This window comes from Bacillus sp. T3 (genome assembly GCF_033449965.1).
In the GTDB taxonomy this organism is placed as follows: Bacteria; Bacillota; Bacilli; order Bacillales; family Cytobacillaceae; genus Bacillus_BU.
Map to the genome: position 1 here is coordinate 2,052,893 of NZ_CP137761.1, position 22,038 is coordinate 2,074,930.

At 35.5% G+C, this 22,038-nt stretch carries 18 protein-coding genes and 3 pseudogenes; 17 read left to right on the forward strand and 4 right to left on the reverse strand.

Going from position 1 to position 22,038, the window contains the following annotated elements:
- Positions 1–66 precede the first annotated feature (66 nt).
- Both RGF10_RS10675 and RGF10_RS10680 read left to right on the forward strand, forming a co-directional pair.
- Positions 67–606 carry a YitT family protein gene (locus tag RGF10_RS10675; RefSeq protein ID WP_318508993.1) on the forward strand — a complete coding sequence of 180 codons (540 nt, stop codon included), beginning with the start codon at positions 67–69 and terminating at the stop codon, positions 604–606.
- A gap of 113 nt (positions 607–719) precedes the next feature.
- On the forward strand, positions 720–1,640 hold the full coding sequence (locus tag RGF10_RS10680) for a hypothetical protein (RefSeq protein ID WP_318508994.1): 921 nt from the start codon (positions 720–722) through the stop codon (positions 1,638–1,640).
- Between the two features lie 94 nt (positions 1,641–1,734).
- Here RGF10_RS10680 and RGF10_RS10685 read toward each other — a convergent pair whose 3' ends face one another.
- Entirely contained in the window at positions 1,735–1,884 is a 150-nt protein-coding gene (locus RGF10_RS10685) for a hypothetical protein (protein ID WP_318508995.1), read from the reverse strand.
- 213 nt (positions 1,885–2,097) lie between these two features.
- Here RGF10_RS10685 and RGF10_RS10690 point away from each other — a divergent pair, with 213 nt between their 5' ends.
- From RGF10_RS10690 to RGF10_RS10705, 4 genes are all read left to right on the forward strand, one after another.
- Complete coding sequence (locus RGF10_RS10690; protein ID WP_318509414.1) at positions 2,098–2,607, forward strand: MASE3 domain-containing protein; 510 nt, start codon at positions 2,098–2,100, stop codon at positions 2,605–2,607.
- Complete coding sequence (locus tag RGF10_RS10695) at positions 2,592–3,239, forward strand: MASE3 domain-containing protein (RefSeq protein WP_318508996.1); 648 nt, start codon at positions 2,592–2,594, stop codon at positions 3,237–3,239. The genes RGF10_RS10690 and RGF10_RS10695 overlap by 16 nt, the downstream gene beginning before the upstream one ends.
- Positions 3,175–4,632: a putative bifunctional diguanylate cyclase/phosphodiesterase gene (locus RGF10_RS10700; RefSeq protein WP_318508997.1), complete on the forward strand. Its 1,458-nt coding sequence runs from the start codon at positions 3,175–3,177 to the stop codon at positions 4,630–4,632. The genes RGF10_RS10695 and RGF10_RS10700 overlap by 65 nt, the downstream gene beginning before the upstream one ends.
- Before the next feature lie 164 nt (positions 4,633–4,796).
- Complete coding sequence (locus tag RGF10_RS10705; RefSeq protein ID WP_318508998.1) at positions 4,797–5,240, forward strand: zinc-ribbon domain-containing protein; 444 nt, start codon at positions 4,797–4,799, stop codon at positions 5,238–5,240.
- 75 nt (positions 5,241–5,315) lie between these two features.
- Here the strand turns inward: RGF10_RS10705 and RGF10_RS10710 are convergent, their stop codons facing one another.
- A complete protein-coding gene (locus RGF10_RS10710) occupies positions 5,316–6,212 on the reverse strand; it encodes a TetR/AcrR family transcriptional regulator (protein WP_318508999.1) in 897 nt (298 codons plus the stop codon).
- 193 nt (positions 6,213–6,405) lie between these two features.
- On the opposite strand from RGF10_RS10710, the gene RGF10_RS10715 reads away from it, so the two are divergent.
- A complete protein-coding gene (locus RGF10_RS10715) occupies positions 6,406–7,956 on the forward strand; it encodes a DHA2 family efflux MFS transporter permease subunit (protein ID WP_318509000.1) in 1,551 nt (516 codons plus the stop codon).
- A 103-nt stretch (positions 7,957–8,059) separates the two neighbouring features.
- Positions 8,060–9,442: pseudogene (locus tag RGF10_RS10720) on the forward strand (MATE family efflux transporter).
- Between the two features lie 128 nt (positions 9,443–9,570).
- Here RGF10_RS10720 and RGF10_RS10725 read toward each other — a convergent pair.
- On the reverse strand, positions 9,571–9,978 hold the full coding sequence (locus RGF10_RS10725; RefSeq protein WP_318509001.1) for a hypothetical protein: 408 nt from the start codon (positions 9,976–9,978) through the stop codon (positions 9,571–9,573).
- Positions 9,979–10,122: 144 nt separating this feature from the next.
- Positions 10,123–10,659, reverse strand: coding sequence for a ribonuclease H-like YkuK family protein (locus RGF10_RS10730; RefSeq protein ID WP_318509002.1), 537 nt, complete (start codon positions 10,657–10,659; stop codon positions 10,123–10,125).
- A 201-nt stretch (positions 10,660–10,860) separates the two neighbouring features.
- On the opposite strand from RGF10_RS10730, the gene RGF10_RS10735 reads away from it, so the two are divergent.
- From RGF10_RS10735 to RGF10_RS10775, 9 genes and pseudogenes are all read left to right on the forward strand, one after another.
- Positions 10,861–12,246 carry a beta-propeller domain-containing protein gene (locus RGF10_RS10735; protein WP_318509003.1) on the forward strand — a complete coding sequence of 462 codons (1,386 nt, stop codon included), beginning with the start codon at positions 10,861–10,863 and terminating at the stop codon, positions 12,244–12,246.
- A 31-nt stretch (positions 12,247–12,277) separates the two neighbouring features.
- Positions 12,278–12,772, forward strand: coding sequence for a beta-propeller domain-containing protein (locus RGF10_RS10740; protein WP_318509416.1), 495 nt, complete (start codon positions 12,278–12,280; stop codon positions 12,770–12,772).
- A gap of 204 nt (positions 12,773–12,976) precedes the next feature.
- Positions 12,977–14,856: pseudogene (gene htpG / locus RGF10_RS10745) on the forward strand (molecular chaperone HtpG).
- A 296-nt stretch (positions 14,857–15,152) separates the two neighbouring features.
- Positions 15,153–16,682 carry a Ppx/GppA phosphatase family protein gene (locus RGF10_RS10750; protein ID WP_318509004.1) on the forward strand — a complete coding sequence of 510 codons (1,530 nt, stop codon included), beginning with the start codon at positions 15,153–15,155 and terminating at the stop codon, positions 16,680–16,682.
- A 153-nt stretch (positions 16,683–16,835) separates the two neighbouring features.
- Positions 16,836–18,924 (forward strand): annotated as a pseudogene (locus tag RGF10_RS10755) (RNA degradosome polyphosphate kinase).
- A 223-nt stretch (positions 18,925–19,147) separates the two neighbouring features.
- The gene (locus RGF10_RS10760; protein WP_318509005.1) at positions 19,148–20,203 is read left to right on the forward strand and encodes an acyltransferase family protein; all 1,056 of its coding nucleotides are present in this window, start codon (positions 19,148–19,150) and stop codon (positions 20,201–20,203) included.
- A gap of 91 nt (positions 20,204–20,294) precedes the next feature.
- On the forward strand, positions 20,295–21,002 hold the full coding sequence (locus RGF10_RS10765; protein WP_318509006.1) for a GDSL-type esterase/lipase family protein: 708 nt from the start codon (positions 20,295–20,297) through the stop codon (positions 21,000–21,002).
- A 199-nt stretch (positions 21,003–21,201) separates the two neighbouring features.
- A complete protein-coding gene (locus RGF10_RS10770) occupies positions 21,202–21,342 on the forward strand; it encodes a hypothetical protein (protein ID WP_318509007.1) in 141 nt (46 codons plus the stop codon).
- Positions 21,343–21,767: 425 nt separating this feature from the next.
- The gene (locus RGF10_RS10775; protein ID WP_318509008.1) at positions 21,768–21,989 is read left to right on the forward strand and encodes a YezD family protein; all 222 of its coding nucleotides are present in this window, start codon (positions 21,768–21,770) and stop codon (positions 21,987–21,989) included.
- Positions 21,990–22,038: the final 49 nt, after the last annotated feature.

The window sequence follows — 22,038 nt, forward strand, 5'->3', positions numbered from 1 at the left end:
ATTCCCTTTTATATAAATCTATATCGATCACGAAGGAGAAATCTTTTCAGAAGCGGTCTATTCATATTGGGAGGTACGGTACTAGTTGCGATTTCACTACAATTATTTTTAGTGAAAAATAATATCATAGATGGGGGCATTGTCGGCATCGCTATTATCCTCACTAAGTTTTTTCGCGTGAACATCGGAATTTTGCTGTTAATTTTAAATACACCATTTTTATTCATAGGATTCTATTTTCTCGGATTAAGATTTTTGCTGCTTAGTCTATATGCGAGTTTTTCATTATCAATTGGAACCTTTATCCTTGAACCTCAACCTGCCATTACAGATGATCCTGTAATAATTGTCCTAATTGGAGGTTTTTTATTAGGATTGGGTGTAGGCACGATTATTCGTTTCGGGGGATCACTTGATGGAACGGAGATTATGGCAATTCTAATTAGTAAACGTACTCCTTTTTCAATTGGACAGTCCGTTATGATTTTTAATTTCTTTATTTTTGGTTGTTCAATCTTTGTTTTCGGTTTGAAGGAAGCTTTCTTTTCGTTAGCAACTTTTTTCATTGCCTATCGAACCATTGATTTTTCAATTAAGCATAAATAATAAAACGATAATATAAAAGTATTTATTTGGAAAATAGGCAATGTACACTTTCTCTAAATCCCGAGGGTACATATATATACAAAGTATAAATGACTGTAGGGGGCAAATGAGAAATGCAAAAAAAGAATGTTGTATCCTATCTGGAAAATATGGTGGGTAAAGAATTAAAAATATATAAGGATGGACCAGAATCGAAAACAGGGAGATTAATCAGTGTTAATAAAGATTTAATTGCAATCAAAACGGAGGACAATCAAACCGTATATTATCAGCTTAAGCATATTAAGAGTATTATTGAAAACGCGAAGCATGGAAAGGGATGGGATAACACAGATGCTGACGATATAAATGAGATAAAGGCAACGAACTTTCAACATTTACTCAAACAATTGCTCCAGCAGAAAATTCAAATCAATGGAGGCGGCCCCGCGCATCGTATTGCTAAAGTGCTCGAGGTTAAAGAAGATTACGTCGTATTACTAATGAAAAATAATGAAGTGATTTATTATCAACTTGAACATATTAAAAGCATAAGTGCAGTGGATGAAAAGTCTTCATCTGATCGTGTGGAATCCTCTGAGTCGTCAGAAAGTGAATCTGAGAACATCGAGACTACAGAGTTTGACGAAACTCCTGACTACACGTCAGCTTCAGATTTTGAAAGCTTACTTAAAAAGTTAAAACATAATTGGGTTATAATTAATGGAAAAGGCCCAGAACATATTCATGGTATTTTAGTAGACTATGCATTGGACCATGTTGTTTTAGTTCATCATGATGAAGTGTTTCGCATCTATACGTACCACATCAAAAATATTAGTCTTGGCGCAAAAAAGGGTCACAAACAGCAAAAAGAAGAAGTTAATGGAAAGGAAAGAAAAGAGACTGAGCCTGAGGAAAAAGAAACATCAAAAAAACTTGTTAAATATAGTTCAAAAGTATCGAAAGTAAATGGCGAACCTGAGAAGAATACGAACAAGGGTAAGAACATGACTAAATTCCGAAGAAACCCTCCGGGTCCAAAGAAGCCATAATGTAACCGAACTGGGAAAATCATTTTGAAAAAATTCATTAACAGATTTAATTTAAAAAGGAGACTGCTACTTGAACTGCAGTCTCCTTTTAGTTTTACTTTTCTTGTTTTTTAGGACTGTCAATCAGGTCAATTTTGTTTGCATCACGGGTATCTAATGACGATCTTATAAAATAAAATAAAGTCCCGCCCGCCATCCCAAGACAAAGAACAAATCCGAACGTTAATACCCATAAATATGCCAAAAATCATCCCTCCTTAATCTGATATATATGCAACAAGATTTATGAACTTTCCATATGATAATCAGCGCTCTAGCAGAATTGGATATTTGTGAAAATGATCATAAACAGCTTTGTTTGTGATAAAAGTCATATCCGAACGATGGAGTGTATGGGTTAAAATATGGTTAGTAATTCCAATACTACGATTAAAAAAGTAGGTGGATGGGTTTGTATGTGAAAAATTTTCAAAACATTTCGAAAGAACAAGGGATAGTGGTCGCAGGTTCATTTGTATTGCTTCTTGCAGCCCTTTTTTTTCGTGAATCATTATATGGGATTTTTGGAGAACAGAACTACTTAACGATTCATTTGATTATGGAGATTTTTATCGTGTCGCTGGCTCTAACGATTGCAATCCAATCTTGGGTCGTATTTCCTCACAGCTTATCACGTTATCGTTTATGGATTGGGGCGCTATTCTTCTCCGTTTGGATATTGGAATTAGCTCATGCCATCGCCTATAAAGGAATGCCCTATTTCTTGTCAGAAAGTTCCTCATATAAAGCAACGTGGTTGTTTATAGCAACTCGTTTGACTGAAGTGGTGGGGATGATGTTAATCGTAGTAACTAGAGATAATTATGTAGCTTCAAATAGAAGATTTATTTCTTATAGCTCCACTTTTTTTACACCATTGTTTGGTTACTCATCATATTTTATCCAACTAAATTGTTACCTGAACTAGTGGTTGAAGGAATGGGAACGACTGCATTAAAGAATAACCTCCAATATTTTACGATGTTCAGCCAAATGATGGTCATTCTTTTGGTTGTCGTCCGCTCTTCGTCGAAGGAAATTTTTAGTTCGATGCTGATTTACGCATCCGCATTCTTGATCATTTCTGATTATTTTTTCACAGCTTATAAAAGTGTTTACGATATTAATAATTTTATTGGGCATGTGTTTCAGCTTGCTGGCTTTTATTTTTTACAAAGAGCTGTTTATCATACAGCTGTAATTGAACCGTTTCAGAAAAAGGCAGAAGCAGAAAATCGTTTAATTCAAAACAAAAATTATTTACAAACGATTACGTCGAATATGGGTGAAGGCCTTATAGTTATGGATGTCACTGGAAATGTTACTTATATGAATCTGGAAGCAGAGCGAATCCTCCAATGGTCCCATCAAGAACTTTTCGGAAAGAAGTTTCATGATATTGTCCATAACAAATTAGAAGGGGTAAACAACCTTTTTTGCAAATTTCCAAATGAAGATACAAATTCAAAAATGATCGTTTTTCAGGAAACGGACGATGTGTTTACGAGAAAAACCTGGAGAGAAATTTCCAGTATCCTATGTGGTAACACCATTATATGAGTATGGGCAAATTGCTGGCTCAATCATGGTGTTTCAGGATATTACTCAGCAGAAAAAAGATCAGGAATTGATTCAATACATGGCCTATTATGATGAATTAACCAGGCTCCCTAATCTTCGTTTTCTTAAAGATAGGGTGTCGGAATATTTAAATCCATCACAGAAAACAGCGATTTTATTATTTGATATTGACCGATTTAAAAAAATAAATGAAGCGCTAGGGCATTCATTTGGTGATAGTATCCTCCAAGCTACTGCAGCACGTATCAATAAAATGCTAACGCCAAGTATGGTTTTGGTTCGCCTAACAGGAGACGAATTTGCACTAATTCAATATTCGATTATTGATGAAAAAGACATCGAAACGACCTTGAAACAGGTTCAAGAAGCATTTATTGAGCCGATTGAAGCAAATCATTTGTTAATCAATATCTCTTTGAGCGCTGGTGTATCTATTTATCCGTCCCATGGTCAAAGACTAGAAGAGTTACTTCAACATGCGAACATGGCACTGACTGAAGCCCAACATCAAAATACTTCAATGAAATATTATAACCCACAAATGGACGGGAAAGCATTCGACCATCTCATCTTAGAAAATGATTTATTTCATGCCTTATCTAAAAATGAACTTTCGTTGGTTTACCAGCCACAAATAAACATACAAACAGGTAAGATAATCGGAGTAGAGGCATTATTGCGTTGGAATCACACGAAACATGGCTTTATTTCACCCTCGAAGTTCATACCAATCGCAGAAGATACGGGGTTGATCATTCCAATTGGAGAATGGGTACTGCGGACGGCTTGCAGACAATTAAAGGAATGGCAGGAACAGGACGGTCCGCCATTAATGATGGCGGTAAACTTATCAATTAGACAATTCTATCAACAGAACTTGGTTGAGATGATAAAAGGGATATTAACAGAAGTGGACCTTGAGCCGCATTTTTTAGAGCTAGAAATCACTGAATCAATGATGATGAATAGGGAACATACGCTGGAAACTTTACATTTATTAAAGGATATTGGAATACAAATTGCCATTGATGATTTTGGTACAGGATATTCCTCTCTGTCTTATTTAAAAGATTTGCCTTTTGATCGTCTTAAAATTGACCAGACCTTTGTTCGAGACCTACAACGAGATGAAAACGACACAACTATTGTTGAGACGATTATCTCGATGGCGCACCACTTCAATCTTACGGTTATAGCAGAAGGGGTAGAAACGGAGAAACAAAAGGAGATTTTGTTTAAACATGATTGTAAGCTAGTACAAGGCTATCTGTTTAGTCCACCGTTACCTGCAAATGAATTAATGATGCAATTGGAGCGCATTAAGAAAAAAGCAGATGCAAATAGCCGTAGCGAAAGCCCGAAGGCTAGTTAGGATGCATTAATTATATAGGAAAGATCTAAGTAGACCCAATTTACAGGGTCTATTTTTGTTTGTAACGATTGTTAGGGATATTATAAGTTAGTGCTAATTAATCTGGGAGATGAATAAAATGGAGCATGGAATTCATTTTAAAATAAATCATGGTGGTGTTATGTATGGTTTGTAACCATTGTGGAAAGCAAGTAGAGGGAGATGTGAATTTTTGCGATGGATGTGGTGCGCAATTAACAAGGCAAACTGGAAACCCAGACTCTCTCGTACAATCTGCTCCAAAAAATGATGCACAAGAGAACAAAGTGGTGTTTATACTTGCTTATCTTGGAATCTTATTTTTCTTACCACTTGTTACAACCCCAAACTCTCAGGTAGGTCGGTTTCATGCCAATCAAGGTCTTGTCCTTTTATTATCCGGTATTGCAGGTCAGATTATCCTTTCGATTTTAGGAGCAATTTTGTGGCGGCTATGGTTTGTGATCTCGTTGCTATCAACCCTGTGGGGACTGTTTCTTCTCATTTTAATGATTATAGGAATGGTCAACGCCAGTAAAGGAGAACAAAAGATACTGCCAGTCATCGGGAATATCAAAATTATTAAATAATGAATAGGAAACGCTAAAAAGCTGCCAATGAGTCAATGGCAGCTTTTTAGCGTCTGTGCAAACTTTGCAATCAATTCATTCATTTTTTTCGAAGAATTCTGTAACTAAATACTCCAATTGCTCAAGCTCTTTTTTTATGTTGTCTGGTTGATAAGATTTCATTGAAAAAATAGCACTTTCAATTAGAAATTTACGCGGATTTTTTGAATGTAAAATTTCATCATGAACAAAATGCAATAATTCTATAAAGGATGATAAGTCTTCATTTTCATTTAAATGGAGCTTTTTTTTCAATTGATGAATCGATTGATTAAGCTTTTGCTTGAAGGCCAGATCCGTTGAATGACAATCCGGTAGCCAACCATCAAGTGAAGAGGGTGGAATAATATTTTTACCAGTTGTGGACACTTCTTCAACCATGGCGACAATCCGCTCCACACTATAGCGAACGACATCATGGATGCTAACATTTATCCCATATGCCATCGAAAAATATCTCAAGTTGTGTTGTAAAATCCCCATGAACATAATCGCACAATCTAGTAAATAAGGCTTCTTACTTTCTCCAAAAAGATCAATAAATCGGAAGAATAACCAGCGAAGCTGCTTCAAGTTTCCAAATTTAATAAATTGCTTTAACTCCTCATCATTAGAAAAATTCATTTCTTCAAATAAGGAAACTAATTTATTGGCTCGATTCGTCTTCATCTGCAAGACAATTTGTTGAATAAAGATTTCTATATCTGCCGGGTCTTGACCGATTAGCAATTCTTTTCGGTCTACTTCTAGCTGCTGATAAATTGATTTTATTAATGCGATTAATAATTCATTTTTTGATGAAAAATAGTTATAGAATGTCCCTTTAGAAATACCGCTATAGTCCAAAATATCCTGAATCGATGTGGACTGAAAGCCTTTTTCTATAAACAATTGATGAGCCATTTTTATAACATGCTGTTTTCGATCATTCATTTTATCACCTTTAATCTTCGTTATACCACTAGTATAAATTTCATGATACAGGATTTTTTTAACGAAAACAATTTCATATATATAGCCAATAAATATGAATTGCATAATTTGAACTGATGGTATATGATATATTTCATCTGAACTGAGAGTTCAAAAAAATGTACTAATTGTCTAATAATTTAGGAGGTACAAAATGAGTCAAAATATAAACAAAACAGGTCGACCGCCTTATGGAGTGATTGCTGTTTTGATGGTTGGAGCATTTATTGCATTTTTAAATAATACGCTATTAAACATTGCTTTACCATCGATTATGAAGGATTTAGAAATTGATGCATCTGTTGCACAATGGCTTGCAACTGGTTTTATGCTCGTAAATGGTATCTTGATTCCAACTACAGCATACTTAATTCAAAAATTTTCTGTTCGACATTTATTTATCTTATCCATGAGTTTATTCACACTAGGTTCTATATTAGCAGGCTTTGCCCATGCTTTTCCTCTTTTATTAGGTGGAAGAATGATCCAGGCTGGTGGTTCTGCCATCCTAATGCCATTGTTAATGAACGTAATGCTCGTAAGCTTTCCTGTTGAAAAAAGGGGAGCTGCGATGGGAGTTTTCGGCTTAGTATTAATGGGAGCTCCAGCAATTGGGCCTACATTATCGGGCTGGATTGTTGAGCATTATGACTGGAGAATGCTGTTTCATTTCGTCACACCAATTGCCGCTGTCGTATTACTAATCGGCATTTTCTTGCTTAAGGATAAAAAGGGTAAAGTGGACATTCGTCTGGATTTATTATCAGTCCTTTTATCAAGTATTGGCTTCGGGGGCATTCTTTATGGATTTAGCTCGGCTGGAAAGGAAGGCTGGGATAGTCCATTAGTATACGGATCGATTGCCGCTGGCGTTATTTCGTTAATTTGGTTTATTTTACGTCAATTGAAGCTTGAGGCACCTTTACTGAACTTCAAAATTTATAAATACCCGATGTTTGCATTATCATCAGCGATTTCAATGGTTTTGACAATGGCGATGTTTTCTGGGATGATGCTTTTACCAATTTATGTACAAACGATTCGCGGAATTTCACCTCTTGATGCTGGCTTAATGATGCTACCAGGGGCCATCTTAATGGCGTTAATGTCACCAATTACGGGTAAATTATTTGATAAAATTGGAGGTCGTATCTTAGCAATTATCGGCCTTTCGATTACAGTTGTTACCAGTTATTATTTTAGTAAATTATCACTTGATACAACGTATACGCACCTTATCATTTTGTATTCTGTTCGTATGTTGGGGATGTCAATGGTTATGATGCCAGTTTCAACAAATGGTCTAAACCAATTACCAGCTCGTTTTTATCCACATGGTACAGCCATGAATAATACGATGCAACAAGTATCTGGTGCAATTGGTACAGCATTATTGGTTACGGTCATGTCTAATCGAACCGAATCAGCTGCAAAAGAAATTGCAGCCGATATGCAGAGTGCAGCTGCTGCAGCACCAACTGGAATACAACCAACACCTGAAATGATTGCACAAATTAAACAAGAAATTATGATGAAAGCCATGCTTGAAGGAATCAATTATGCCTTCTATGTGTCGATCTTTATTGCAGCGCTTGCCTTAGTGCTTGCCTTCTTCATCAAACGAGCTAAACAAGCAGAAGACACTATTAGTGATTCTAGCATGGAAAAAAAGATTGCACCAAAATTAGCCGAGAATAACAACTAAAAATATACAACAAGAGAAGGAATCTCCAACGTAGAGCCTTCTCTTTTTTTATGTATCGAATATAATTATTCTGCGTTCATACCCATTTTTAGGAGATTAAGAAATGTATCAAACCAATACCTTTTTTGAGAAGCTCAAGCAGCTTTTCTATTTGCTCATTCCAATACTAATTACCCAATTAGGCATGTATGCCATGGTCTTCTTTAATATTATTATGACAGGAAAATATGATTCAGCAGAGCTTGCTGGTGTCGCAATTGGCTCTTCGATATGGAATCCTATATTTACCTGGACTAAGCGGGATTCTTTTTGCCGTGTCTCCGATTGCGGCTCAACGATTCGGTGAAAAGAAAAAAGGGAAGTCTCAGCTGTGGCTGCCCATGGAATCTATATTTCTATTATTCTTGGTTTGTTTATCATTGTACTTGGCGCAATCTATTTGGATCAAATATTAGAAATGATGAAGGTTCCGGCTGATGTCCAACAAATAGCCCGTGAGTTTTTAGTTGGCTTAAGCTTCGGAATCATCCCTTTGTTTTTGTTTAATGTACTTAGATCTTTTATTTATGCACTAGGTAAGACACGAGTGGTAATGATAATTTTGCTCATATCGTTACCGATTAACTTTCTATTAAACTATCTACTCATATTTGGCCATGGCGGATTACCGGAGCTCGGTGGTGCTGGAGCAGGGTACGCGACTTCGATTACGTATTGGTTGCTTACGTTCATGTTAGTATGGGTCATTAAGTTCAATCGACCATTTTCAGAGTATATGCTGTTTTCCAGCTTGAAAGAGTTTTCCTTTTTAGAGCTTATCGGAATTTTAAAAATTGGTCTTCCTATGGGGCTTGCACTCTTTTTTGAATCTAGTATGTTTGCTTTAGTTATGGTGTTGATAAGTAAGTTTAGTATGACAACTGTTGCGGCTTATCAGGCTGCCATTAATGTTGCCGTGTTCCTTTATATGATTCCATTAAGCATCTCAATGGCTCAAACTGTTTTAATCGGGTATGAATTAGGAGCGGGACGTAATAAGGATGCAAAAGCGTACAGCTGGCTAGGAATCTATACATCTTTATTTATTGCAGCAGTTAGTGGGGTGTTGGTGTTTCTGCTTCGATTTGAAGTGGCAGCGTTCTATTCAAGTGATCCTTCAGTCATCAACGTAACGGCTGAATTTTTAGCATTCGCTTTGTTTTTCATTGTATCAGATGCACTTCAAGCAACAGCGTTGGGTGCATTAAGAGGTTACCAGGATGTTGTCATTTCCTTTTTGATAACGCTTGTAGGTTATTGGTTGATTTGTTTACCAGTGGGTTATTACTTGGCGAATTTTACAAAGTTTGAAGCGGTTGGTTATTGGATTGGATTGTCAATAGGACTATTTGCTGTAGGGGTGATTCTGTCGATTCGACTCTACTTTATTGAAAAGAAACGATTACTAGAATCAAAAGCTGGTGAAAGATTAGTAGCGGCAAAATAAGAAGGATGTTCTGAGTCAATCAGGTAAATACAACTATAAATGATATCGGTAATAAAAACAGCCCCTTTTTATGACACTAAAAGGGGTTGTTTATTATGGTATTGAAAAGGAGACGGATGAACTCTGTGTTAAGCGTTTACCTTGTTGTAGGTTGAGCTTTGCTGATCCCAACTGAAAATCCCTTCTTTCAGGCGGATGATGGAATCGAATGGACAAGGGATTATTGGAAGCTCATTATTTTTGAGGTGGTTATTTTCTTGCATCATCTGTACCCGTAGCTGGTGTAATTCAGTTTTTGATGCGACGTGGACAACCATTTCAATTGTAATTTCATTTTCTTTAATACCATGAGATGCACAAATACTATCTTGAAAGTTTTTATTGTATTTGATCATCATCGGCAAGTCCTTAAGACAAGCTACTCCAAAAACATCTTTAATAATGTCATCATATTTAAGCTGGTATCCAGTTGCAAATTTAATAAGTTTAGTTTCTGGGTTTTCCAAATAATAAATAGTTTCTATTTCATTCGTCAATGGAAGCACCTTCCTTTGTTTTGAGCATTTTTTGTGGATAACTATATTATGACATATTTTTCTTCATTATCGGGCTAATGGCGCTCAAAACAATCGAAAATTGTGGTAGTTTGTCATAATCTAGTGGAAGGAAAGAAGGGCGAGCTATCTCGTATACCGATTAGCATAACTTGAGGCAACAAATGCATCAGGCTTGATTTTCGGTTCAACGCCCATCGATTCTATTCTTGCAACCATTTCTTTAACAAAGGCACTTGTTTTATTACGGTTTCCTGCACCAATATCAATGTGTCCCTCCATCGCAAATGTTGCTCCTTGGTATAGGAAGGGCAGCACGATATTAATAAGCATTTCCTTTCGTTCTTTATCAAACAAGGCCACAATTTCTTCCGTAAGCGAAAGCTCATACGAAATTCGTTCATGCAATTGGTTCATTTTCCTAGGAATGGTAACCCTCTTAATACACGCCCACACACCTTTTCCTTCATTCTGAATCACAATTCCCGTAATAAACACAGTTTTCGTTTTGTGGACCTGAGAATCAGTTCCGACCATTAAACGAAAATTCCCACAAGGGGAAAGTGACATGAACTTCATAATCCTTTCTAACACTTGATCAAAGCTCATTGTATCTTCTTGAAGGTTTTGAAATATTGGTTCATTTATGTGACGATTTTTCATATAGCACCACCATAACTTCCCTTCTCCTAAGGGATTCCTTTTCTTATTCATATTTTATGAGAGTCGTTTTCATGTGTATTGGACGAAAGTTACTCAAATCTTTCGAAAAAAATTATATATTTACACATACTTGACCAAAAATATTTTCCAAATGTGTACCGAAATAGAAGTTCTTCCGTCTAATAGGTAGGAGGGATTGCGATGAAGAAAATCTTTGTGCTTTGCGGAATACTTATAGGAGTCATGCTTGTTGCGAGTTTTTTTCTTAATAATCGGTTTGACCTTGTAAATGAACAGGTTAAGCAAGTAAATGAAAACGCTTCAAAAGATAATGCTTTACCTAGGATAGATTCAAAGGAAAAATTAACAGGCTATTTTAAACAAATACTAGAAAATGGTGCTGAAAACAGTTATATCTTCGGAGCTAAAGAAGAGAAAAGTTCAAATCTTGCTGCTGCTGATTCGAGTGGAAAACAGGATGTATCTGAAACAAACGTCCAAGTTGAGGGAGTAGACGAGGCCGATCTTATTAAAACAGATGGGCAGTACATCTATCAGATTGGTCAAAATAAAGTGGATATTATCCAAGCTGCTCCTGTTGAAGCGATGAAGTACACGGGTAAGATTACCTTTGACAATAATTTTGCACCAACACAGCTTTTCCTTTATCAAAATCAACTGCTTGTTATCGGGAACACCATAAATATCAGCTCGCAAACTGAAAAAGCACCTGCAGGTACAGTAACAGATACGATGATGGCTCCAGCTTTTCAAGCGACCAATGCCATTTTATACAATGTTGAAAATCCTCAAAAACCCGAAAAAATCCGTGAGATAAAATTAGATGGCTCCTATGTTTCGTCAAGAAGGATTGACGGAATTGTATATTTAGTGACCAATCATTTCCCGAGCTATTGGCTTTTAGCGGAAAATGAAAACGTGGATATTCGCCCGATGATTAAGGACACTGCAGTGAGCACGAAGGAACATCCTATTGATTATAATGAAATCCAATACTTTCCGGACTCAAATGAAGCGAATTTTACCATCATTGCCGCATTGAATCTTGAAAAACCTACTGAGGAAGCATCATTCACAACCTATCTTGGTAGCGGCAGCCAAATGTATATGTCAAAGAAGAACTTATATTTTGCCGTTCCTAAATATCTTGATCAATCAATCGTTGAGAAAGGTGAGATGATATCACCAGACAGTACAATCTATAAATTCGCAATAAATGACACAAAGGTCAGTTTCCATAGCCAAGCAGAAATAAAAGGAACAATTTTGAATCAATTTTCAATGGATGAACATCATGGTCATTTTCGCTTGGTGACAACAAAAGGATATGCCTGGGATGAAAAGCAGCCTTCGACCAATCAATTGTATATTTTTGATAAAAATTTGAAACAGGTTGGTGAGATTTCGAACCTAGGTCAAGGTGAAAGAATTTATTCGGCACGATTCCTAGGTGATCGCATTTATATGGTAACCTTTAAGGAAACCGACCCGTTGTTTGTTATCGATGCGAGCAATCCAGCACAACCAAAGGTACTTGGTGAGTTGAAAATTCCTGGGCTTCAGTAATTATCTGCATCCGTACGATGAAAATCACATCATTGGCTTTGGTCAGAATACAATGCTTGTCGATGATAAGGCTTCAAACGGACCGCCTCGCGTAGTTACTGATGGTGTAAAGATGACATTATTTGATGTAAGCGATTTGAGAAATCCAAAGGAAAAGTTTACCGAAATCATTGGTGGTAGAGGGACATATTCCCCATTAAACTATGATCATAAAGCACTCTTATTTAACAAAAATAAAAATCTGTTTGCCTTCCCAATTTCCGTATATCGGAATAAGGCGGGAAGTGAGTATGAACAAATCTTTGAGTTTCAAGGTGCATACATATATAATTTAGATTTGCAAAAAGGATTTACGTTGAAATCAAAAATCACGCATGAAATGAAGAGGGACCAATACGAGAAATGGGAAAATGGCATCCAAAGACTCGTATATATTGATGAAATAATATATGCACTCTCGCCTAACCAAATAAGCGCACATGATTTGAATTCAAATGTTCAATTGGCTCAACTCAGCTTTCAGTAATGAACATTTTAAGTTATCACCAAAGAATGTAGTTGAATAGGGTTGACAGAAAAAGTGAGTTTATGATATTTAAAAAGTATTGGATTAGCACTCAGGAAACGTGAGTGCTAATTGTTTGTAAAATGGTTAGGATGTCAATCCTATATCGACCATGCTGTGTTCAATACACTTTGCACAGTTTACATAATGAAGGGAGAGATACACATGGAAAAGATGCAGTTTAAAGCAGAATCAAAACGGTTGCTAGAAATGATGATTAACTCTATTTATACTCACAAGGAAGTATTTCTAAGAGAATTGTTATCGAATGCTAGCGATGCCATCGACAAAATTTATTACAAGGCCTTAACCGACGAATCGTTGAGCTTTGATAAGGGTAACTATTTTATTAAAGTGATTCCGAATCAAGAAAATCGAACATTAACCATTATCGATACAGGAATCGGGATGACGAAGGAAGAATTAGAAACCAATCTCGGAACCATCGCGAAAAGCGGTTCGTTAGCTTTTAAGAAGGAAACCGAATTAAAGGATGGCTATGATATTATCGGGCAATTCGGAGTTGGATTTTATGCCGCTTTCATGGTGGCTGATGTTGTAACAGTAATCAGTAAAGCATTAGGTAGTGATCAAGCATACAAATGGGAATCGACTGGTGCAGATGGTTATACGATTGAAGCGGTGGATAAAGCCGAGGTTGGTACAGAGATTATATTAAAAATAAATGAGAATACAGAAGAAGAAAATTATGACGAGTATCTTGATGACTATCGATTAAAATCAATTATAAAAAAATACTCAGATTTTATACGCTATCCAATTAAAATGGATGTCTCCTGGAAAAAGACCAAAAGAAGGCAGCGAGGAATTAGAGGACTATACTGAAGAACAAATCATTAACAGTATGGTTCCGATTTGGCGTAAAAATAAAAGTGAGCTAACGGATTCTGATTATGAAAGTTTTTATGCGGAAAAGCGTTATGGTTTTGACAAACCAATCAAGCATATTCATATTAGCGTTGATGGAACCATTCGTTATAATGCGATTCTCTATATTCCAGAAAAGACACCATATGATTTTTACTCAAAGGAATTCGAAAAGGGCTTGGAGTTGTATTCCAACGGCGTATTGATTATGGACAAGTGTGCCGACCTTCTGCCAGACCACTTCAGCTTTGTCAAGGGGATGGTTGATTCAGAGGATTTGTCGCTTAATATCTCAAGAGAAATGCTCCAGCATGACCGCCAATTAAAGCTGATCGCCAAAAATATAAGCAAAAAAATCAAAAGTGAATTGCAAGCTCTGTTAAAAAATGAACGAGAGAAATATGAACAATTCTACCAATCCTTTGGTCGCCAACTGAAATACGGTGTGTACAGTGATTTTGGAGCAAATAAAGAGCAGCTCCAAGACCTTATTATGTTCACTTCTTCAAAAGAGAAAAACTTGGTAACCTTAGACGAGTATGTTTCTAGAATGCCTGGAGGATCAAAAATATATTTATTATGCATCTGGTGAGTCAATTGAGCGAATTGAAAAGCTTCCACAAGCTGAATTCGTATCTGAAAAAGGCTTTGAAATACTGTACTTCACTGAGGATATTGATGAGTTTGCCATTAAAATGCTGATGACTTATAAAGAGAAGGAATTCAAATCCATCTCTAGCGGGGACCTTGGCATTGAAGGCGATGAGAACAAATCAGAATCAGAAACGGAAGAGCAGGAAAACAAAGAGCTATTTGACTACATGAAGAGTATCCTAGCAGAAAAAGTAACTGATGTAAGAGCGTCAAAGCGCCTTAAATTCCATCCGGTTTGTTTAGCAACGGAGGGTGAAATCTCGATTGAAATGGAAAAAATCTTAGCGATGATGCCAGATAATCAAAATGTTAAGGCAGACAAAGTGTTAGAAATAAATAAAGATCATGAAGTGTTTGGAAAATTAAAGGATGCATTGGCCAGCGATAAAGATAAGCTTGATTTATATACTAAGCTTCTTTATAACCAAGCACTGTTAATTGAAGGACTGCCAATTCAGGATCCAGTTGAGTTTACAAATGACATTTGTAAAATTATGGTTTGATAAAGATTGGGAATCAGAAGAGACATTGTGCGTTTGGCGCAGTGTCTTTTTTGTTGATTTCTATTCATGATTATTTCTGATAACAGAGATATAATGGCAATAATGATAGTATTCATAATCGTTTACAAGAGTAGGAACATGTACCTGTTTTGAATTAGTTCTTTGTTACTGAAAGATATCATAAAGTGTAAATTATTTGTAAATATAATAGCTTCATTTACATCATTGTCATAAAATAAAGATTAAAAAATAGGCGATTATTTCAAGTATCTAAGTGTGAAGGAAGCTGATATGGTTTGTATGATGAATATGGAATTATTGATATAGGATCAAATACAATGAGATTGGTCATCTATAAGCGAGACAAGAGTGGACGGCTTAAGGAAATTGAAAATGTAAAAATTGTAGCACGACTGCGCGAATATTTAACTGCAGAAGGAGTCCTTTCTTCTCGAGGAATCTCTTTTTTAATCAATACATTATTAAGCTTTCAAGAAGTAACTAGGCATCACAATATTAATGAAGTGAAATGTGTTGCGACTGCATCGATCCGGCAGGCAAGCAATCAAAAACATATCCTTGCCGAAGTCGAAAAATGGACGGACTTTTCGATTCGAATCCTTTCTGAGTACGAAGAAGCCTATTACGGATATTTGGCCGTGACACATTCATTTTCATTTGATGAGGCGATTACAATCGACATCGGCGGGGGAAGTACGGAAGTTACTTACTATCAAAATCGGGAAATGAAGAACTACCACAGTTTTCCGTTTGGCGCTCTTTCGTTAAAAAAACAATTTATCGCTGGAGATACTCCAACATCTGCAGAAAAGGAATATATTAAGAAATATGTTCAGGAGAATTTTGAATCACTTTCATGGCTTAAAAATAAGCAGGTTCCAATTGTGGCGATGGGAGGCAGTGCACGAAATATGGCACAAATCCATCAAGCTATAAGGAAGTATCCATTGATGGACACACACCAATACGAGATGAGTCTAAGTGATATAGAAGAAGTAAAACAGACGATAACTGATTTATCTTATCCACAGTTATTAAAGGTTGATGGGTTATCAAATGACCGCGCAGATATTATTATTCCAGCAGTTGAGGTATTTGAATCGATTATGACGGTTACAGGCGCGAAAGCATTCCTCTTAAGCAGGAAAGGATTAAGGGATGGAATCTTTTATAAGGAATTAAGAAAGCCAAGCGATTTAAATGATTTTCCTAATGTAATCGAGCAAAGTCTATTTGAACTTTCACAGGATTATAATATCAATCAGACGGATGCAAAACACCTTTCAAAAATAACCCTTTCCATTTTTAATCAAATTCAGGAGCATGGGCAAATCAATTTTTCTGATCAGGACTACTTTTTTCTAATGAAAGCGGCTGAGATCTATAATTTTGGTGAATCACTTTCCTATGAATCAAGTAGTGAGCATACCTTTTATTTACTTACAAACAGAATGATTGATGGCATGAATCATAAAGAGCGGATTACCCTTGCTCTGATTGCCTCATTCAAAAATAAAACGTTATTTCGGCAATATATCGAACCTTATCAGGATTGGTTTTCAAAAACTGAGCAAAAAAGTATTCGCTTCCTTGGAGCCATCCTAAAACTAGCCTATAGTTTAAACAGCACGAAACGAAGTATAGTAGAGAAAATTTTGATTTATCCCGATTATGAACGGTTAGTGTTTAGAGTACTATGTGTGAAAGACTGGAAACCGGAAGAATACCAAGCAAATAAACAGAAAAAACATCTGGAAAAATGTTTGAAACTCAACATACATATTACTTTTCAAAGGCTAAAATAATAATTAACAAAATATTTACAAATCTTTTACTTATCCTTAATACCGAAAAGTGTTAATATGATAACATTTAGATATATATATCTATTTAAAATTTTGTTAATTTTCAGCGTATTAAGGAAGTGTATTAAGGTGTATGCAACAATTCCAACAAAAATCCAACTAGATAATCCGTTATTTTACAACAATAGAGAGTTAAGCTGGCTCGCCTTTAATGAAAGAGTGTTAGAAGAAGCAATGGATTCAGATAATCCGTTGTTAGAAAGGATTAAATTTCTTGCCATCTTTAGCTCTAATTTGGACGAGTTTTTCATGGTTCGGGTGGCGGGTCTCAAAGATCAGGTACAAGCTGGGTTTAACAAACCTGGAAAATAAAGCAGGCCTGACTCCTAAAGAACAGCTTAGTGCAATTTCTAAAAAAAACCATCGGCTGGTTCAATTGCAATATGAAACCTTTGCAGAAATCCTTCCAGAATTATTTAATGAACAGATAGAAATCGTTAATGACATTAGCCAGTTATCCCAGCTTAATCGGGAATATCTTGAAAATTATTTTGACGTACATATCTTTCCTGTGTTAACTCCAATGGCAATTGATGCTTATCGCCCTTTTCCCATGCTTCTAAATAAGAGCTTAAATCTCGCTGTTTTGCTCGAAGACCATGATGGCTCAGGGGAAGACCATCTTCGCTTAGCGATTGTGCAGGTACCTGCTGTATTGTCTAGATGTATTATTCTTCCATCTGAAGAGGGCTTGGATCGAATTGTTATGCTCGAAGACATTATTAGCTATCATATAGCTAAATTATTCAAAGGCTACCAAATTAAAGCTATTACACAATTCCGAATTACAAGGAATGCGGATTTAACAATCCATGAGGAAGGTGCTAGAGATCTACTCAAGGAAATTGAAGAAGAATTGAAAAAACGCAAATGGGGTGCAGCCGTTCGCTTGGAAATCAAATATGATACTTGTAATGAAACAATCTTCCGTTATCTGCAAGAAGAGCTGGAGATTCATGAGAAAGACACGTATATGATTGAAGGGTTTCTTGATTTGACATTCTTGTTTGATTTTTATAAAACCTTTTCAGGAGAAAAAGATCATTTGATATACGATGCAATGATTCCAAAATTATCGAGTCAATTACGGCCGCATGAAAATATCTTTGATACTTTGACCAAACGTGATATTCTTCTCCATCATCCTTATGAATCTTTCGAACCTGTTATTGATTTTGTTACCCAAGCTGCAACTGATCCTGATGTGCTAGCAATTAAACAAACTCTATATCGAGTAAGCGGGGATTCACCGATTATTAAGGCACTGGAAAGAGCGGCTGAAAATGGTAAACAAGTTACAGTCTTGGTCGAACTAAAAGCCCGCTTTGATGAAGAGAATAATGTGCAGTGGGCAAAAGAATTAGAAAAAGCAGGCTGCCATGTTATTTATGGCATGTCCTCATTGAAAACACACAGTAAAATAACTCTTGTTGTAAGGCGAAAAAACAATAACATCCAGCGTTTTGTTCATCTTGGAACAGGAAATTATAATGATGCCACCGCAAAGATTTATACAGATATTGGTTTAATGACCTCAAAGCGAAAGTTTGGAATTGATGCAACGAACTTCTTCAACTACTTAAGTGGTTTCACAGAGAAACCAAAGTTTTACCATCTATCAGTTGCACCATTTGATATACGTAAAGATTTTATCAGCCTAATTGACGCAGAAATTAACTATCATAATCGTTTTCGGAATGGAAGAATCATTGCCAAAATGAATTCTCTAACTGATAAGCAGCTAATAATGAAGCTTTATGAGGCTTCAAATGCTGGAGTTAGAATTGATTTAATTGTAAGAGGAACCTGCTGTCTCCGACCTGGAATAAAAGGTGTAAGTGAAAATATTTCGGTCCGAAGCATTGTTGGAAGATTTTTAGAGCACAGTCGAATTTACTACTTTCATCAAAATGGAGAAGAAAAGATCTTTTTATCATCTGCTGATATGATGACTAGGAATATGGAAAAAAGAGTGGAGATTCTATTTCCTATTTTTGAAGGTTTTCTAAAGCAAAAGCTGAAACAAATATTGATGCTTTGTATTTCAGATAATGTAAAGGCGAGAGTACAAAGCGATCAAGGTGTGTATCACTATGTAATTAGGGATCAAAATCATCCAGCAATAAATAGTCAAAAATTATTATACAAAATGGTAAATAATGTTTTAGAGGATGAAGAATAGAAAAAAAGCCTATATGGGCTTTTTTTTTCGATTTTTATAGAAATTGATGTAAGCCCTATCATAGGTATAGCGAATGATATTTTTTGTAAAACATGGTAAACAGAACAATGGATTTAACGAAGTCTAAAACACACTTGGTGACCAAATACACTTGAAATATTATTATTTTTAGTTAATAATAGTAGAGTTTTAAAAAATGAAAGTGGAGGTTTACAAGCGTTCCATGAAAACAAGGGAAGCCTATTATGATAACGCAAAGTTTATTCTCATTTTTCTAATGGTTTTTGGACATTTGATTCAATCCTACATTGATGATAATAAGTTTATCTTTACATTGTATACGACGATCTATTCTTTCCATATGCCAGCGTTTATTCTAATTTCTGGTTATTTTGCTAAAGGTTTTCGGAAAAATGGTTACTTATTAAAAGTTGCTAAAAAACTCATCATTCCGTACATGATATTTCAAGGAATATATTCGTTTTATTATTATGTTTTGCAAAATAAAGAAACGCTTGAATGGGATCCACTAAATCCTCAATGGTCTTTATGGTTTTTATTGAGTTTGTTTTGCTGGAATTTAATGTTGTTCCTATTTGCAAAATGGAAACCAATATATGGCGTTTTCATATCGATTGTTTTAGGAGTGTTGATTGGATATTTTAATGAAGTAAATGATTTTTTAAGTATCTCTAGAACTGTGGTGTTCTTTCCATTATTTCTACTTGGATATTATTTCAAAAAGGAAAATTTCAGTAAGCTATTAAATGTTAATATGAAAGTATTCTCTTTTTTCCTTTTTATTTCGATTTTTTTAGTTTTTTACTTTCTTCCAGAATGGAATTATAAATGGCTGTTTGGGTCTAGGCCTTACGATGATTTTGATGCCACAGGTTTAATTGGGGGAACAATCCGATTAGGTGTATATGGGTTAACGTTCCTTACAACTATTAGTTTTTTTGCTTTCGTTCCAAAAAAGCACTACTTTTTTACAAAATGGGGGACAAGGTCTTTATATGTCTATCTCCTGCACGGATTTATTATTAAGTATTTTCGAAACAGTGAACTAGTAAGCTTTTTTAATGAACCGTGGCAACTAATATTACTGATTGCTGTGTCCATTCTTATTATTGCTATTCTTTCAAGTAATTTCATTAATGCAATTGCTCAACCCTTTATCGAATTAAAAATATGTAGTTTGAAACGTTTTATAGTTAGTAGTTATGAAAAATTTAAAAATATGCCAAATAACGTGAGCAAGCAAGAAACGTACGAATAAATTTAATATCTAACACAAGATTTCAACATTTCATCCAGTTTTTCAACAGTGGCTTAAGTTGGGAGTGTAAGATAATGCCAGGAGTATAGAAATGAAAAAATTTACAGCCATCTTTTCCACTTTTTTCGTTATGATTGCACTGGTAATGATTAGTGCATCCGCTTTTCCTGAACAAGTCAGAATGGTTGCTTTAGGTGATTCAATCACCTTCGGAACAGGAGATCCACAAAAGCTTGGATATATAGGGCGATTTTCAGCAAAGTATGAAGCAGATAATGGGCGTTCCATTACCATCAGTAACTTTGGGATACCAAAGTATACAACGAATGATACTCTTCAGCAGCTCAAAGGGGAGCATGTAAGGCGGAGTCTAACTGCTGCCCAATATATAATCCTGTATATTGGAACCAATGATTTTAGGGTGTGTGCTGACTATAAATTCGGGGATCTTCAGAATGAGAAAATGAATCGTGGGAAACAAAGATTTTCGGACAACCTTAACAAAATCCTGACTGAAATAAGATCAGAAAATGATACTGCCCCGATTGTGGTATTAGGTCTTTATCATCCTTACACACAATATAAAAATGATCAACAAATCTATGCCACCATTAATGATTGGAATAAGGAAATATATGATTGTACAACGAAATATGAAAGAACAATCTTTGTACCAACAGCTGATTTGTTTTTTGATAAACCGAAACAAAGCTGTTTTAGTGATTCCCTCCATCTTAACGGTTACGGCTATGAACTAATGGCAAACAGACTTTTAGAAACGTTTAAAAGCATTGAATAGAGGCCCTAAATTCATTCATATGAATTTAGGGTTTTATTTTTTTGACTATGTTAATGAACGTAGTTGATTTTTTAGCACTCTGTTGATTGAAGCACCTACAGTGGAAATCAACAGACCCATTTAACAAAGCCAAAATAAGCTAATCATGAATAACAAGAACAGAAAAAAGGAAAAACTATTCCTTGAAGGAGTGATGAGGATGGAAAAAGATAATCAATATGTTGCAGCTGATCTATCGGCGAATTTAGTAAGTGAAATTAAATCGGTTGAGGAAAAATTAAGCAGACAGTCAGAGAAAGATGTTATTGTCATTGCTTATGAACGAGAGAGAAATGAATAATGCGGCGAAATCGCAAAAAAAGACGTCTATCTATAATGGAAAGACGTTTTTTTATGGAAAAATATTTTCATTCTATATCCTAAATTTGTAAAATAAACAAAAAACCAACTTGACACATAGGATTAATTTGGCTATTATTTAAATAAGATAAATATTCAGAATATTAGCTGACTGGACGACCAGAGGCTCTCGATAACAAAGGTAATTTTCTTTACCATCGAGAGTTCTTCTTTTTTAATTGGGTAATTATGATTCCTGGAGGTTCCTTAGCATGTTGTTACCGATTAGTAAGTATAGTCCACATTGTATATAAATTTATGGTCTAAATGACTGGATGGAGAAATAACTTTTTAGAGAAAACTATTTATTAATATTAAAACCAAGTTTTCCTATTCGATATTAGGGTAAAGGTGGAGGTAAGCAGTATGGAAACATTAGCATTAGATAAAGAAAAATTAAATCATATAGTAGCGTTATTAAGCAATATTGAGTATGGTTCCGTTTCTATTATTGTTCATGATGGGCAAATAACTCAAATTGAAAGTACAGAGAAGAAGCGGTTTGCAGTTGAAAAGAAGAAGAAACGGCAGAATGAAAACGTCCCAGGCAGCAATAATTTTATATCAACCAACAAACGATCTCTATGAAAGCAAAAGAGGCTGAAGCGTTTCCCAGCCTCTTAACTATTTCTCCAGT

Excerpts from the sequence above, each read along its gene's own strand:
- RGF10_RS10680 (WP_318508994.1), top strand. The coding sequence starts at position 720 with ATGCAAAAAAAGAATGTTGTATCCTATCTGGAAAATATGGTGGGTAAA.
- RGF10_RS10700 (WP_318508997.1), top strand. The coding sequence starts at position 3,175 with ATGTGTTTACGAGAAAAACCTGGAGAGAAATTTCCAGTATCCTATGTG.
- RGF10_RS10705 (WP_318508998.1), top strand. The coding sequence starts at position 4,797 with ATGGTTTGTAACCATTGTGGAAAGCAAGTAGAGGGAGATGTGAATTTT.
- RGF10_RS10710 (WP_318508999.1), bottom strand. The coding sequence starts at position 6,212 with ATGAATGATCGAAAACAGCATGTTATAAAAATGGCTCATCAATTGTTT.
- RGF10_RS10715 (WP_318509000.1), top strand. The coding sequence starts at position 6,406 with ATGAGTCAAAATATAAACAAAACAGGTCGACCGCCTTATGGAGTGATT.
- RGF10_RS10730 (WP_318509002.1), bottom strand. The coding sequence starts at position 10,659 with ATGAAAAATCGTCACATAAATGAACCAATATTTCAAAACCTTCAAGAA.
- RGF10_RS10735 (WP_318509003.1), top strand. The coding sequence starts at position 10,861 with ATGAAGAAAATCTTTGTGCTTTGCGGAATACTTATAGGAGTCATGCTT.
- RGF10_RS10760 (WP_318509005.1), top strand. The coding sequence starts at position 19,148 with ATGAAAACAAGGGAAGCCTATTATGATAACGCAAAGTTTATTCTCATT.
- RGF10_RS10765 (WP_318509006.1), top strand. The coding sequence starts at position 20,295 with ATGAAAAAATTTACAGCCATCTTTTCCACTTTTTTCGTTATGATTGCA.
- RGF10_RS10770 (WP_318509007.1), top strand. The coding sequence starts at position 21,202 with ATGGAAAAAGATAATCAATATGTTGCAGCTGATCTATCGGCGAATTTA.
- RGF10_RS10775 (WP_318509008.1), top strand. The coding sequence starts at position 21,768 with ATGGAAACATTAGCATTAGATAAAGAAAAATTAAATCATATAGTAGCG.